Source organism: Streptomyces sp. NPDC058279 (genome assembly GCF_042881255.1).
GTDB lineage: Bacteria > Actinomycetota > Actinomycetes > Streptomycetales > Streptomycetaceae > Streptomyces.
The window spans coordinates 14,759-28,564 of sequence record NZ_JBHVYA010000008.1 but is presented as its reverse complement, the minus strand read 5'-3'; the positions used below and the strand labels follow the sequence as shown (position 1 = coordinate 28,564).

Here is a 13,806-nt window from a genome sequence, read left to right as displayed (position 1 = left end):
GGCCCCGGCCCCGTCGCCGTCGCCGTCGCCGGAGCTCACGCCGAGTTCGGCCCTCCGGGCGTAGCGCCTTACCCGGCGGCGGCCTTCAGGCCCGCGACCACCGACCGCGCCAGTTCGTCGAGGTACGAGGCGGGGACCTCGTCGCGGACCACGACCTGCCGCCAGTACAGCGGGCCGATCGCCAGGTCCAGCGCCCGGCCCGGGTCCGTGCCCGGCGCCAGCTCGCCGCGGGCGACGGCCTCGGAGACGATCCCCTCCGCCATGCCCCGCTCGCCGGCCAGCAGCGCACCGCGCACCGCGTCGGCGATCTCGGGCTGGCGGGCCGCCTCCACCAGCAGGTCGGGGATGACCGCCGACGCCACGGGGTGGCGCAGGACATGGGACATGACCTCCAGCAGGGCCCGTACGTCCCCGTACAGCGAGCCCGTCGCCGGTACCGGGAGCCCGTCGGTCGCGAAGGCTCCGACCAGGTCCAGCACAAGGTGCAGCTTGGACTTCCAGCGCCGGTAGACGGCCGTCTTGCCGACGCCCGCGCGGCGCGCGATGCCCTCGATCGACATCCGGGCGAAGCCGACCGTCGCCAGTTCCTCCAGGACCGCCGCCCGGATCGCCCGGGTCACGTCCTCGCGCAGGACGGCGGCCCCCGCCGGTGCGCGGCGGGGGGCGGCGGGCTCGGAGACGGTGGCGGCGGGGTCGGAGGTCATGGAACAGAGCATAACGGCGCGGGCCGCTCCCACCCCGTCGCGACGATACGGTTGCGTCTCGACGCGTAGACACCTACTCTCGGCGTCACGACGATACGTAACCGTTCCGTCGGACGTCCGACGTGTCTCCCGTCGAAAGCGACCCCGTGACCGTGACCGTGCCCCCCGTGACCGCACCGCCGCCGCTGACGGCGAAGCCGATGACACCGGCAGAGCTGGCCGCCGCCCACGGCCTGACCCTCAGCGGCGCCCGCCCCTCCCTCCCCCGCTACGTCGCGCAACTGTGGGAGCGCCGCCACTTCGTGACGGCGTACGCCACCGCCCGCATGCACGCCACGTACAGCGCGGCCCGCCTCGGCCAGGTCTGGCACCTGGCCACCCCGCTGCTCAACGCGGCCGTCTACTACTTCATCTTCGGCGTGATCATGAACGCCGGGCACCAGGTGGCGGACTACATCCCCTTCCTGATCACCGGCGTGTTCGTGTGGGACTTCATCGGAAGCTCCGTCAACGCCGGCACCCGCGCCGTCCACAGCAACCTCGGCCTGGTCCGCGCCCTGCACTTCCCCCGCGCGGCCCTGCCCCTCTCCACGGTCATCCAGCTCTTCCAGCAGCTGCTCGTCACCGTGGGCGCCCTGGTCATCCTGCTGCTCGCGCTCGGCCAGACACCCGGCCCGTCCTGGCTCCTCGCGGCGCCGGCCCTGCTGCTGTGCGCCGTCTTCTGCGCCGGCTGCGCCCTGGCCATGGCGCGCATCGGCAGCAAGAACCCCGACGTCAGCCAGTTGATGCCGTTCATCCTGCGCACCTGGATGTACTCCTCGGGCGTGATGTGGTCCATCGAGCAGACGCTCAAGTCGGACCACCTGCCGCACTGGGTGACCACGGCCCTCCAGATCAACCCGGCGGCCGTCTACATCGACCTGATGCGCTTCGCGCTGATCGACAGCTTCAAGGCGGGATCGCTCCCGCACCACGTGTGGCCGATCGCCATCGGCTGGGCCCTGATCGCGGGTCTCGGCGGTTTCGTCTTCTTCTGGAAGGCAGAAGAGGAGTACGGACGTGGCTGACACCACCATCCCCGGCGCCATCCCCACCGTCATCGCGGACGAGGTCCACGTCGTCTACAAGGTGTACGGCACCGGCACCCGCAAGGGCGGCGCGACCGCCGCCCTGAGCCGGATCATCTCCCGCAAGCCCGCCCCGGGCGTCCGCGAGGTCCACGCCGTCAAGGGCGTCAGCTTCACCGCCTACAAGGGCGAGGCCATCGGCCTCATCGGCTCCAACGGCTCGGGCAAGTCCACCCTGCTCGCGGCGATCGCCGGCCTCCAGCCCGTGGCCCGCGGCCGGGTCTACTCCCACGGCCAGCCCTCGCTCCTCGGGGTGAACGCCGCCCTGATGAACGACCTGACGGGCGAGCGCAACGTCATACTCGGCGGCCTCGCGATGGGCATGTCCAAGCAGCAGATCCACGAGCGCTACCAGGACATCGTCGACTTCTCCGGCATCAACGAGAAGGGCGACTTCATCTCCCTGCCCATGCGCACCTACTCCTCCGGCATGGGCGCCCGGCTGCGCTTCTCCATCGCCGCGGCCAAGGACCACGACGTCCTGATGATCGACGAGGCGTTGGCCACCGGCGACGCCGCCTTCCAGCGCCGCAGCCAGGACCGCATCGCGGAGCTGCGCAAGAGCGCCGGCACCGTCTTCCTCGTCAGCCATTCCATCGGCACCGTCCGCGAGACCTGCGACCGGGCGATCTGGCTGGAATCGGGGGTCCTGCGCATGGACGGCCCCGCCGACGAGGTCTGCGACGCCTACGAGGCCTTCACCCGATCCGGCTGAGACCCACGCAAAAAGCGGGCGGCCCCGGGACCTTTCGGTCCCGGGGCCGCCCGCTTCACCGTTCGGCGAAGCGCACCGCTCAGCCGTGCGAGCGCAGCAGCGACCGCATCGTCCGCATCGCGACGGACAGGTTCGCCAGGTCGAAGTCGTCCGACCCGCGGATCTCGTCCAGGGTCGTCCGCGCCCGGCCGATGATCGCCGCGTTGCGCTCCTCCCACGCCTTGAAGCGCTCCTCGGGAGTCGCGTCGCCGTTGCCGGCCGCCAGCACGTCGGCGGTCAGCGCCGCGTGCGCCGCGAACAGGTCCTCGCGGATGGAGGCGCGGGCCATGGACTGCCAGCGGTCGGCCCGCGGCAGCTCGATGATCCGGTCCATCAGCTGGGTGATGTCCAGGCGGTCGGCCAGGTCGTAGTAGACCTCCGCGACGTCCAGCGGGTCGACACCCGTGCGGTCGGCGATCGCGACGATGTCGAGCGTCGGGAACGCGGACGAGAAGCCGGCCACCTTGGCCGCCAGCTCCTGCGGCACGCCCTCGCCGGTCAGCTCGTCCATGATCGACTGGTACCACTCCAGGTCCGCGCCGCGCACCAGCTTGGGCAGTTCCGCCCAGACCTGGCTCACCCGGTCACCGAAGAGCTCGATGGTCTCGGTGATCTCCAACGGCTGCGGCCGGTTGTTGAGCAGCCAGCGGGTGCCGCGCTCGACCAGGCGCCGCGAGTGCAGCCGCACCCGGGTCTGGACACTGGCCGCGACCTGGTTGTCCAGCGCCTCGACCGCGTCCCAGACCTCGGCCAGGCCGAAGATCTCGCGGGCCGCGAGCTGCGCCCGGACGATCTCCTCCGTGGCCGCTCCGGTCTCCTCGCGCAGGCGGTGCAGGAACGTCGAACCACCCGTGTTGACGGTGTCGTTGACCAGCAGGGTGGTGATGATCTCCCGGCGCAGCGCGTGCGCGTCGATCTGCTCGCCGAACTTCTCCCGCAGCGGGGCCGGGAAGTAGGCGTGCAGCAGGCGGCGCAGGTACGGGTCGTCCGGCAGCACCGTGTGGATCAGCTCGTCCGCCACCGTGATCTTGGTGTAGGCGAACAGGACGGCCAGTTCCGGCTGGGTCAGACCCTTGCCGTTGTTGAGCAGCTCGCGGATCTGCCGGTCGGTGGGCAGGAACTCCAGCGCCCGGTCCAGCCGGCCCTCACGACCCAGCCGGCGCATGAAGCGCTGCTGGGCGTGGAGCAGGCTGGGGGCCTGCGCCGAGCCGTTGGCCAGGGCCACGTTCTGCGCGTAGTTGTTGCGCAGCACCAGGGTGCCGACCTCGTCGGTCATCTCGGCGAGCAGCGCGTTGCGCTGCTTGACGGTCATGTCGCCGTCCGCGACCACCGAGTTGAGCAGGATCTTGATGTTCACCTCGTGGTCGGAGGTGTCCACGCCGGCGCTGTTGTCGATGGCGTCGGTGTTGACCTTGCCGCCCTCGCCGCCGGCCCCGACCCGGGCGAACTCGATGCGGCCGAGCTGGGTCAGACCCAGGTTGCCGCCCTCGCCGATGACCTGGGCGCGCACGTCGGCACCGTTGACGCGGATCGCGTCGTTGGCCTTGTCGCCGACGTCGGCGTGCGTCTCGGCCGTCGCCTTGACGTACGTACCGATGCCGCCGTTCCACAGCAGGTCCACGGGGGCCTTGAGGATGGCCTGCATCAGCTCGGCCGGCGTCAGCTTCGAGACGCCCGCCTCGATGCCGAGGGCCTCCCGCATGTGCGCGTTGACCGGGATGGCCTTCGCCGTACGCGGGTGGACGCCGCCGCCCGCCGAGAGCAGCGCGGTGTCGTAGTCGGCCCACGAGGAACGCGGCAGGTCGAACAGGCGCCGGCGTTCGGCGTAGGAGGTCGCCGCGTCCGGGTGCGGGTCGATGAAGATGTGCCGGTGGTCGAAGGCCGCCACCAGGCGGATGTGCTCGGAGAGCAGCATGCCGTTGCCGAACACGTCACCCGACATGTCGCCGACGCCGACGACCGTGAAGTCCTCGGTCTGCGTGTCGTGGCCCAGCTCGCGGAAGTGCCGCTTCACGGACTCCCAGGCGCCGCGGGCGGTGATGCCCATGCCCTTGTGGTCGTAGCCCGCGCTGCCGCCGGAGGCGAAGGCGTCGCCCAGCCAGAAGCCGTACGCCTCCGCGACCCCGTTGGCGATGTCGGAGAAGGTCGCGGTGCCCTTGTCGGCGGCGACGACGAGGTACGTGTCGTCCTCGTCGTGCCGGACGACGCCCTTCGGCGGCACGACCTCACCGGCGACCATGTTGTCGGTGATGTCGAGCAGCGCCGAGATGAAGATCTTGTACGAGGCGATGCCCTCGGCGAGCCAGGCGTCGCGGTCCACCGACGGGTCCGGCAGGTTCTTCGCGACGAAGCCGCCCTTCGCGCCGACCGGCACGATCACGGTGTTCTTGACCATCTGCGCCTTGACCAGGCCGAGGACCTCCGTTCGGAAGTCCTCACGCCGGTCGGACCAGCGCAGGCCGCCTCGGGCGACCTTGCCGAAGCGCAGGTGGACGCCCTCGACGCGCGGCGAGTACACCCAGATCTCGAAGGCGGGGCGCGGGGCCGGCAGGTCCGGGATGGCCTGCGGGTCGAACTTCATCGACACGTACGCGTGCGGCTCGCCCGCGTCGTTCATCTGGAAGAAGTTGGTGCGCAGCGTCGCCTTGATGAGCGTCAGGAAGGAGCGCAGGATGCGGTCCTCGTCCAGCGAGGCGACCTGGTCCAGGGCCCCGTCCAGCTCCTCCAGCATCGCGTCGACCAGCTCGGTGCCGGCGGTCTGCCGGGCCGGGGACATCCGCGCCTCGAAGAGCGAGACCAGCAGCCGGGTGGTGTGGACGTTGTTGCGGAGGGTGTCCTCCATGTAGTCCTGGCTGAAGGTGGACCCGGCCTGACGCAGGTACTTGGCGTACGCGCGCAGCACCACGGCCTGTCGCCAGGTGAGCCCGGCGCTCAGCACCAGGGTGTTGAAGTTGTCGTTCTCCGCCTGCCCCTGCCAGACCGCCGAGAAGGCGTCCTGGAAGCGCTCGCGGGCGTCGTCGCCGAGGTGGCCGTCGCCACTGCCCGAGGACACCGGCATCCGCAGACCGAAGTCGTAGATCCACGCGTGGGTGCGGTCGCTGCACCGCAGCTCGTACGGCCGCTCGTCGGTGACCTCGACGCCCAGCCGCTGGAGCACCGGCAGCACGGCGGACAGGGAGACCTGCTCGCCCTGCCGGTAGATCTTGAAGCGGCGCTCGCCGGGGCCTGCGCCGACCGGCTCGTACAGCGAGAGGTCGAACTCCCGGTCGCTCTCGGACAGCCGCTCCAGGCGGACCAGGTCGGCGACGGCGGCGCGCGGGGAGTGGTCGGCCTTGTAACCCTCGGGGAAGGAGTTCCCGTAGCGGCGCAGCAGCTCGGCGGCGCGCTCCTCACCGGTCTCCGCGATCAGCGCCTCGCCGAAGCCGTCGGCCCAGGAGCGGGCGGCCTCCACCAGCCGGGCCTCGATGCGCTCCACGTCGGCGTCGGTCAGCGCGGGCAGCTCGGTGCCCTGCGGGACGCGGACGACGAAGTGGATGCGGGAGAGGATCGACTCGGTGTTCCAGGCGGTGAAGTCGACGCTGGTGCCGTTCAGCTCCTCCTGGAGGATGGAGATCAGGCGCAGCCGGACGCCGGTGGTGTACCGGTCGCGCGGCAGGTAGACCAGCGCGGAGTAGTAGCGCCCGTACTCGTCCTGGCGCAGGTACAGCCGCAGCCGGCGGCGCTCCTGGAGGTACAGGACGGAGGTGACGATCTCGCGGAGCTTGTCGACCGGGGTCTGGAACAGCTCGTCGCGCGGGTAGGTCTCCAGGATCTGGAGCAGGTCGCGGCCGTCGTGGCTGTTGGGCGAGAACCCGGCGCCTTCGAGGACCTCGGCGACCTTGCGGCGGATCACGGGCACGCGGCGCACCGACTCGGTGTACGCGGCGGAGGAGAACAGCCCGAGGAAGCGGCGCTCGCCGACGACGTTGCCCTCGGCGTCGAACTTCTTGACGCCGACGTAGTCCAGGTACGAGGGACGGTGCACGGTGGCGCGGCTGTTGGCCTTGGTCAGCACCAGCAGCCGGTGCTCGCGGGCCTTGGCGCGGGCGTCGGCCGGCAGCCGGTTGAAGGACGGCGAGACGGGGTGCGCGTCCTCCTGGCCGTGGTGCAGCGGGTCGGAGCGCAGGATGCCGAGACCGGTGCCGGGCACGGCGGTCAGCGCGTCGCCGTCGACGAGGTTGTACTCGCGGAAGCCGAGGAAGGTGAAGTGGTCGTCGGCGAGCCAGCGCAGCAGCTCACGGGCCTCTTCCGACTCGTACTCGCGCAGGTCGGGCGCGGTCGGCTCGTTCGGCAGTTCGTCGGCGAGGCGCAGCGCCGCGTCGCGCATCTTCTCCCAGTCCTCGACGGCCTCGCGCACGTCGGACAGGACGCGCTGGAGGTCGGCGGTGATCTGCTTGAGGTCGGCGCGGTCGGTCTCGCGGTCGATCTCGACGTGGATCCAGGACTCGACGAGGGAGTCGTGGGGGCGCGCGGTGCGGGGGCCGTGGGCGTCGCAGTCCGGGCCGAGGATCTCGATGAGCTTGCCGGTCAGGTCACGGCGGACGACGACCTGGGGGTGGATCACGACGTGGATCCCGCGGCCCTGGCGCGACAGCTCGTTGGTGACGCTGTCCACGAGGAAGGGCATGTCGTCGGTCACGACCTCGACGACCGAGTGGCTGGAGGTCCAGCCGTTCTCCTCGACCGTGGGGGTGTGCACGCGCACCATCGCCTTGCCCTGCGGGCGCTGCTCGGCGAGCCGGTAGTGGGAGAGTGCGGCCCCGAACACGTCGACCGGATCCCGGTCCAGCAGGTCCTCGGGGGCGGTGTGCAGGTAGTACCGCTGGAGGTAGGCGAGCGTCGTGCCCGGGTCGGGACGCTCCCCTCGTTCGGACCCAGTCGGAAGTAGCCCCCCGGCCGGGCTGTTCTCAGCTACCCGTGCCGCCCGCGCGAGCAGCTCGGCCTTTGCTTCGTCCAGCTTGGTCTGCATGTCCTCTGGCTCCTGTCGCGCGCCATTGCGTGACGTAGGTGAAGGAAGGAATGACATAGCGCCGCGAGGCGGGGTGTCCGTTCGGGATCGACGCTATGTCGTCGAGAGAGGCGACCGGGAGGGAATCGGCCATGATCGGCGGCACGTCCCGGCAGCGGGGATCAGCGAAGGCCCGGGCACGGTCGTGCGCCGGGCGCGTGCCGGGGGCGTCAGTACCCCCGATGGTTATCGCGCTGATCACGGGTACCAGGCTATCCCCCTTGACCCCCGACTCGTCACGAGCGGCTTCTGTACAAATCGGGGGGTCGAATTTTGCCGCTCCGGACAGCGACGGACGGCCCCGTACGTGCAGGCCCACGACCACCGTCCGGATCAAGGCGTTATCCGGCCATCTCCCGGGCTATGGCCACGGCCTCGGCGAGCGTGTCGACCACGGGCACACCGGCCGATTCCAGACTGCGGCGACTGTGCGATCCACCGGTGTAAAGGACCGCCCGCGCGCCCACGTGGGCGGCCGCGAGCGCGTCGTCCAGGGCGTCGCCGATCAACACGCACCGGTCCGCGGTCACCCCGGCGGATTCCAGGGCGGTCAGGTGGCGTACGAGGTGCCCCGCCTTGGTGGTGTGCGAGGGCCCGGTGCGCCCGTCGACGCGCAGGAAGTGCCGCTCTATGCCGAGGGTGCGCACCAGCGGCATCAGCCTCTCGTGCGGCGCCAGCGACAGCAGGGACTGGGTGGCCCCGGCGCCCTCCCAGTCCCGCAGCAACTCCAGGGCGCCCGCGGCGAGCCCGACGGCGTCCGCCGCGGACCAGTAGTGCCGGTGGAAGGTCTCGTCCATGACGAGCCACTCCGCGTCCGTGGGCATCCGGCCCATCAGCCGCTCGTAGAACTTCGGCACCGGTACGACGTACAGCTCGCGGTACGTCTCCAGGGTGATCGGGTCGAACCCGAACTCGGCGAAGGAGGCGTTGGTGGCGGCCAGGACGGCGTCGACGTCGTGGAGCAGGGTCCCGTTCCAGTCCCAGACCAGGTGGGGGTGGGGGGCGTGCGGCGGTCGCGGGCTCACGGGAGCAGCCCCGGGATCTCCTGGACGCCGAACCACAGGAGCTCGTGGTCCTCGGCGCCGTCCACGACGAAGCGGGCGTCGTCGTCCCCTCCGTCGGCGGCCTCGACGGCTCCGGCGGCGGCCTCCACGTCGGCCGACGCGTCATCGGCGTCGACGTGCACGGCCGCGGCGACGGTCAGCCGTACGGTCCGGGCCAGGCTGACCTGCCCGAGGGTGGCCTCGTCCACACCCGGAACGGCGGCGGCGGCCTTGTCGTCGACGTCGACGGCCACGACGACGCGCTTGCGCGGGGCGGCCGGGTCGGCGGCGAGCAGCCGCAGCGAGGCTTCGGCGGCCCGGCTGAGGGCCGCGTACTCCAACTCCTCGATGTCGTCCGAGACGTACCATTCCCGCAGTCCGGGCGTGACGGCGTACGCGCGCAGCGGCGCGGGGCCCAGCTCGCCGGCCTTGTGCACCTCGGCGAGCCCGGAGAGGGTCAGGGGGACGTACACGCGCATGGCCGGCCGCTTTCGTTAGTCGGAAAACCCCCTCAGGATACGGCGACCGTCGCCCTGCGCGTCCGACCGGGGGAGGCTCCTGTCCCCCTTCGGGCACGATCCGCCGGCGGCGCCGCGTCCACCCCGGACCCGCGCACACCGACCGCGCCACCCCGGCCGGCGCGGGTCGCCCCCCTGATAGGTGAACGCCCCGGTCGACGCCGACGCGCGCCGGGGCGATTGCGGAGCGTGACGAGGTGCCCGTACAAGTTCCCCGTACCTAGTGACCGCCCGGCATCCGCACGGACCGGGCCCGGCCTTCTCGGGGACGACCGCCATGACCACCAGGACCAGGACCACCACCCGCCCTCCGGGCCGCCGCGACCAACGGGCCCCCGGCGCAGGGCGCCGCCCGCGCGGCCCGCACGACTGGTTCGCGGAACGCCTCCTGGCCGTCCTCAGCGGCCGCCGCCCGGTCCACTCGCTCCTGGGCCACACGGTCGGCCCCGCGTACGACCAGCTGATCACCCTGGCCCCCGCGGACCCCCGTCGCGACCGCCTCACCCCGGTCCTGCGCCACTGCGGCCGCTTCTACCCGGGCCCGGGCGTCATCGAAGCCTTCGCCCGCATCGCCACGGGCGACCGCGTCTCGGCGATGGCCTTCCGCCTCGAACAGGGCCCCGACCTCCGCTGGCGCTGCGCCGCCATCGAAATCCACGGCCCGCGCCTCTGACCCCGCCGGCGTTTGAGGCACGCAGCAAAATAGCCCCGCCGGCGTTTGAGGCGCGGGGCAAAATCAGCCTCGCCGGCGTTTGAGGCGCGGGGGCCTGGGGCGGAGCCCCGGAAAGCCCGGCGCAGCCGGGGCCCCCAGCGGCGCCGCACCCGGCCGACACCCCACGCCACATTCAGCCCCGCCGGCGTTTGAGGCGCGGGGGCCGGGGGGCCGAGCCCCGCGAAGCCCGGCCACCGCGCCCCCGGCCCCCGCACCCGCCCCACGCAAACGCCGCCGGGGCCGGACACCCGTTCAACGGTGTCCGACCCCGGCGGCAAGCAACATCAACGGCGGCGGCTACTTCTTCCGACGCCGCCCACCCGACGCCTTCTGCGCCTTGCGCCGCTCCGCCCGCGTCATCCCGACCCCGGCCTCCTCGCCGTCCCCGTCGGCGTCGGCGTCGAAGTCGCCCTCGACGACCCCGCCCTCCCCGTCCACCGTCGGAGCCGAGAAGTGCAGCCGGTCCGGCCGCTGCGGGGCGTCCAGCCCCTTCGCCCGGATCTCCGGCTTGGCCGGCGCCGGCACGGTGTCCTGCACCGGAAGCTCCTCGACGTGCTGCTCCACCTGGACCTCCAGGTTGAACAGGTAGCCGACGGACTCCTCCTTGATGCCCTCCTGCATGGCGTTGAACATGTCGAAGCCCTCGCGCTGGTACTCGACCAGCGGGTCCTTCTGGGCCATCGCCCGCAGGCCGATGCCCTCCTGGAGGTAGTCCATCTCGTACAGGTGCTCACGCCACTTGCGGTCCAGCACCGACAGCACCACGCGCCGCTCCAGCTCGCGCATGATGTCGGAGCCGAGCGCCTTCTCGCGCTCCGCGTACTGCTCGTGGATGTCGTCCTTGACGGACTCCGCGATGAACTCGGCGGTGATGCCCGCCCGGTCGCCCGCGGCCTCCTCCAGCTCCTCCACGGTGACCTTCACCGGGTACAGCTGCCGGAAGGCGCCCCACAGCCGGTCCAGGTCCCACTCCTCGGCGAAGCCCTCCACCGTCTCCGCCGCGATGTAGGCGTCGATGGTGTCGTCCATCATGTGGCGGACCTGCTCCTGGAGGTCCTCGCCCTCCAGGACGCGCCGGCGCTCGCGGTAGATGACCTCGCGCTGGTTGTTGAGGACCTCGTCGTACTTGAGGACGTTCTTGCGCGTCTCGAAGTTCTGCGTCTCGACCTGCGACTGGGCCGACGCGATCGCGCGCGTCACCATCTTGTTCTCGATCGGGACGTCGTCCGGCACGTTCGCCATCGCCATGACCCGTTCGACCATCTGCGCCTTGAACAGGCGCATCAGGTCGTCGCCCAGCGAGAGGTAGAACCGGGACTCGCCCGGGTCGCCCTGGCGGCCGGAGCGACCGCGCAGCTGGTTGTCGATACGGCGCGACTCGTGCCGCTCGGTGCCCAGCACGTACAGCCCGCCGAGCTCCTTGACCTCCTCGAACTCCGCCTTCACCGCCGCCTCGGCCCGCTTGAGCGCCTCGGGAAGGGCGTGCGCCCACTCCTCGATGTGCTCCTCCGGGTCCAGGCCGCGCTGGCGCAGCTCCGCCTCGGCGAGGTCGTCGGGGTTGCCGCCGAGCTTGATGTCGGTACCACGACCGGCCATGTTCGTGGCGACCGTGACCGCGCCGCGGCGACCGGCCTGGGCGACGATCGACGCCTCGCGCTCGTGCTGCTTCGCGTTCAGCACCTCGTGCGGGACGCCGCGCTTGGACAGCTGCTGGGAGAGGTACTCGGACTTCTCGACCGACGTCGTACCGACGAGGATCGGCTGGCCCTTCTCGTGCTTCTCCGCAATGTCGTCGACGACGGCGGCGAACTTGGCGACCTCGGTCCGGTAGATGAGGTCGGGCTGGTCCTTGCGGACCATCGCGCGGTTGGTCGGGATCGGGACGACACCGAGCTTGTAGATCTGGTGGAACTCGGCGGCCTCGGTCATGGCCGTACCGGTCATGCCCGACAGCTTGGTGTAGAGGCGGAAGAAGTTCTGGAGGGTGATCGTGGCGAGGGTCTGGTTCTCGTCCTTGATGTCCACCCCTTCCTTCGCCTCGATCGCCTGGTGCATGCCCTCGTTGTAGCGGCGGCCGGCGAGGATACGGCCGGTGTGCTCGTCGACGATCATGACTTCGCCGTCGATGACGACGTAGTCCTTGTCGATCTTGAACAGTTCCTTGGCCTTGATGGCGTTGTTCAGGTAACCGACGAGCGGGGTGTTCACCGACTCGTACAGGTTGTCGATGCCCAGCCAGTCCTCGACCTTCGCCACGCCCGTCTCGTGGATGGCGACGGTGCGCTTCTTCTCGTCGACCTCGTAGTCGCCGGTCTCCTCGATGCCCTTGAGCGGGTTGCCCGGCTCGCCCTTGGTCAGGCGGGTGACGAGCTTGGCGAAGTCGGCGTACCACTTCGTCGCCTGGTCGGCCGGGCCGGAGATGATCAGCGGCGTACGGGCCTCGTCGACCAGGATCGAGTCGACCTCGTCGACCACGGCGAAGTTGTGGCCGCGCTGCACCAGCTCGTCCTTCGACCACGCCATGTTGTCGCGCAGGTAGTCGAAGCCGAACTCGTTGTTCGTGCCGTACGTGATGTCGCAGTTGTACTGCTCGCGGCGCTGGGCCGGCGACATGTTCGCCAGGATGCAGCCGACTTCGAGGCCGAGGAACTTGTGCACCCGGCCCATCAGCTCGGAGTCGCGCTCGGCGAGGTAGTCGTTCACCGTGATCAGGTGGACGCCCTTGCCGGACAGCGCGTTCAGGTACGCGGGCAGCGTGCCGACGAGGGTCTTGCCCTCACCGGTCTTCATCTCGGCGACGTAGCCGAGGTGCAGCGCCGCGCCGCCCATGATCTGTACGTCGTAGTGCCGCTGGCCCAGGACGCGCTTCGCGGCCTCGCGAACGGTCGCGAACGCCTCGGGCAGCAGGTCGTCCAGGCTCTCGCCGTCCTGGTACCGCTGCTTGTACTCGTCCGTGAGCGCCCGCAACTCGGCGTCGGAGAGGTTGACGAAGTCCTCTTCGATGGAGTTGACCTGGTCCGCGATGCGGTGCAGTTTGCGCAGGATCTTGCCTTCGCCTGCACGCATGAGCTTGTTGAAGACGGACACCGAGGTTTGTCTCCTTGCCGGTCGGGCCTGGCACTGGTTCGTACACGGGCACGGAGGGTGGGCCCCACCGCAACGGCCATCGTAAGCGAGGACGCGGTCGCGTCGGGAGGTCCGCACTATCCGCAGGGCACGGGTGCCCGGAATGAGAACGTACGGGGGGCACGGAAGGTGCCGGTGTGAGCGAAAACTGTTCGCCCGTGCCCCGCGCCGGCGGCAGAATCCGTTCATGGACCCCACCACCTTGAGCACGGAGCGCCTGAGCCTGCGGCCCTTCGTCCCGGCCGACGAGGACGAGGTCCACGCCGCCGCGCAGGACCCGGACATCCAGCGCTGGACCATGGTCCCCTCCCCGTACGAGCGCGACCACGCCCGCAGCTTCGTCGGCGAGATCGTCCCGGCCGGCTGGCGCGAGGACACCGGCTACAGCTTCGCCGTGCGGCTGGGCGCCGAGGGACCGCTGGTCGCGGCCGTCGGTGTCCACGTACGCGGCCCGGACGCGTACGAGATCGGCTACTGGGCCACCAAGGAGCACCGCGGCCACGGCTACATGACGGAGGCCGTGCGCGCCGTCGCCCACTGGGCCTTCACGGAGGTCGGCGCGGTCCGGCTCGAATGGCGCGCCGAGGTCGGCAACCACGGCTCCCGGGCCGTCGCGGAAAAGGCCGGCTTCCGCGTCGAGGGACTCCTGCGCGCCGCCCACCTGCACCGCGGCACCGCCCGCGACTGCTGGGTCGGCGCGCTGCTCCCCTCGGACCTGGGCCTGCCTTCCGCGCTCCCCTACCTGCCCGCTGTCAGTGGCACGCCCTAGGGTGCG

At 70.9% G+C, this 13,806-nt stretch carries 9 protein-coding genes; 4 read left to right on the top strand and 5 right to left on the bottom strand.

Annotated elements, in window-relative coordinates; genetic code table 11:
- Positions 1–68: 68 nt before the first annotated feature.
- The gene (locus tag ACFVXJ_RS17205; protein ID WP_389662486.1) at positions 69–704 is read right to left on the bottom strand and encodes a TetR/AcrR family transcriptional regulator; all 636 of its coding nucleotides are present in this window, start codon (positions 702–704) and stop codon (positions 69–71) included.
- A gap of 200 nt (positions 705–904) precedes the next feature.
- On the opposite strand from ACFVXJ_RS17205, the gene ACFVXJ_RS17200 reads away from it, so the two are divergent.
- Positions 905–1,771 (top strand): ABC transporter permease, encoded by an 867-nt coding sequence (locus ACFVXJ_RS17200; protein WP_361315546.1) that lies wholly within the window; start codon positions 905–907, stop codon positions 1,769–1,771.
- Positions 1,764–2,546, top strand: a complete 783-nt coding sequence (locus tag ACFVXJ_RS17195) for an ABC transporter ATP-binding protein (protein ID WP_389662485.1) — start codon at positions 1,764–1,766, stop codon at positions 2,544–2,546. Before ACFVXJ_RS17200 ends, ACFVXJ_RS17195 begins: the two co-directional genes overlap by 8 nt.
- Positions 2,547–2,625: 79 nt before the next feature.
- Here the strand turns inward: ACFVXJ_RS17195 and ACFVXJ_RS17190 are convergent, their stop codons facing one another.
- From ACFVXJ_RS17190 to ACFVXJ_RS17180, 3 genes are all read right to left on the bottom strand, one after another.
- Complete coding sequence (locus ACFVXJ_RS17190; RefSeq protein ID WP_389662484.1) at positions 2,626–7,593, bottom strand: NAD-glutamate dehydrogenase; 4,968 nt, start codon at positions 7,591–7,593, stop codon at positions 2,626–2,628.
- A gap of 380 nt (positions 7,594–7,973) precedes the next feature.
- Complete coding sequence (locus tag ACFVXJ_RS17185) at positions 7,974–8,657, bottom strand: HAD family hydrolase (protein WP_389662483.1); 684 nt, start codon at positions 8,655–8,657, stop codon at positions 7,974–7,976.
- Entirely contained in the window at positions 8,654–9,154 is a 501-nt protein-coding gene (locus tag ACFVXJ_RS17180; RefSeq protein ID WP_389662482.1) for a DUF6912 family protein, read from the bottom strand. Before ACFVXJ_RS17180 ends, ACFVXJ_RS17185 begins: the two co-directional genes overlap by 4 nt.
- Positions 9,155–9,470: 316 nt before the next feature.
- On the opposite strand from ACFVXJ_RS17180, the gene ACFVXJ_RS17175 reads away from it, so the two are divergent.
- Complete coding sequence (locus ACFVXJ_RS17175) at positions 9,471–9,866, top strand: Rv3235 family protein (RefSeq protein WP_389662481.1); 396 nt, start codon at positions 9,471–9,473, stop codon at positions 9,864–9,866.
- 336 nt (positions 9,867–10,202) lie between these two features.
- Here the strand turns inward: ACFVXJ_RS17175 and secA are convergent, their stop codons facing one another.
- Positions 10,203–12,992, bottom strand: a complete 2,790-nt coding sequence (gene secA, locus ACFVXJ_RS17170) for a preprotein translocase subunit SecA (protein WP_389662480.1) — start codon at positions 12,990–12,992, stop codon at positions 10,203–10,205.
- 226 nt (positions 12,993–13,218) lie between these two features.
- Here secA and ACFVXJ_RS17165 point away from each other — a divergent pair, with 226 nt between their 5' ends.
- Complete coding sequence (locus ACFVXJ_RS17165; RefSeq protein WP_389662479.1) at positions 13,219–13,800, top strand: GNAT family N-acetyltransferase; 582 nt, start codon at positions 13,219–13,221, stop codon at positions 13,798–13,800.
- Positions 13,801–13,806: the final 6 nt, after the last annotated feature.

Excerpts from the sequence above, each read along its gene's own strand:
- ACFVXJ_RS17205 (WP_389662486.1), bottom strand. The coding sequence starts at position 704 with ATGACCTCCGACCCCGCCGCCACCGTCTCCGAGCCCGCCGCCCCCCGC.
- ACFVXJ_RS17200 (WP_361315546.1), top strand. The coding sequence starts at position 905 with ATGACACCGGCAGAGCTGGCCGCCGCCCACGGCCTGACCCTCAGCGGC.
- ACFVXJ_RS17190 (WP_389662484.1), bottom strand. The coding sequence starts at position 7,593 with ATGCAGACCAAGCTGGACGAAGCAAAGGCCGAGCTGCTCGCGCGGGCG.
- ACFVXJ_RS17180 (WP_389662482.1), bottom strand. The coding sequence starts at position 9,154 with ATGCGCGTGTACGTCCCCCTGACCCTCTCCGGGCTCGCCGAGGTGCAC.
- ACFVXJ_RS17175 (WP_389662481.1), top strand. The coding sequence starts at position 9,471 with ATGACCACCAGGACCAGGACCACCACCCGCCCTCCGGGCCGCCGCGAC.
- ACFVXJ_RS17165 (WP_389662479.1), top strand. The coding sequence starts at position 13,219 with ATGGACCCCACCACCTTGAGCACGGAGCGCCTGAGCCTGCGGCCCTTC.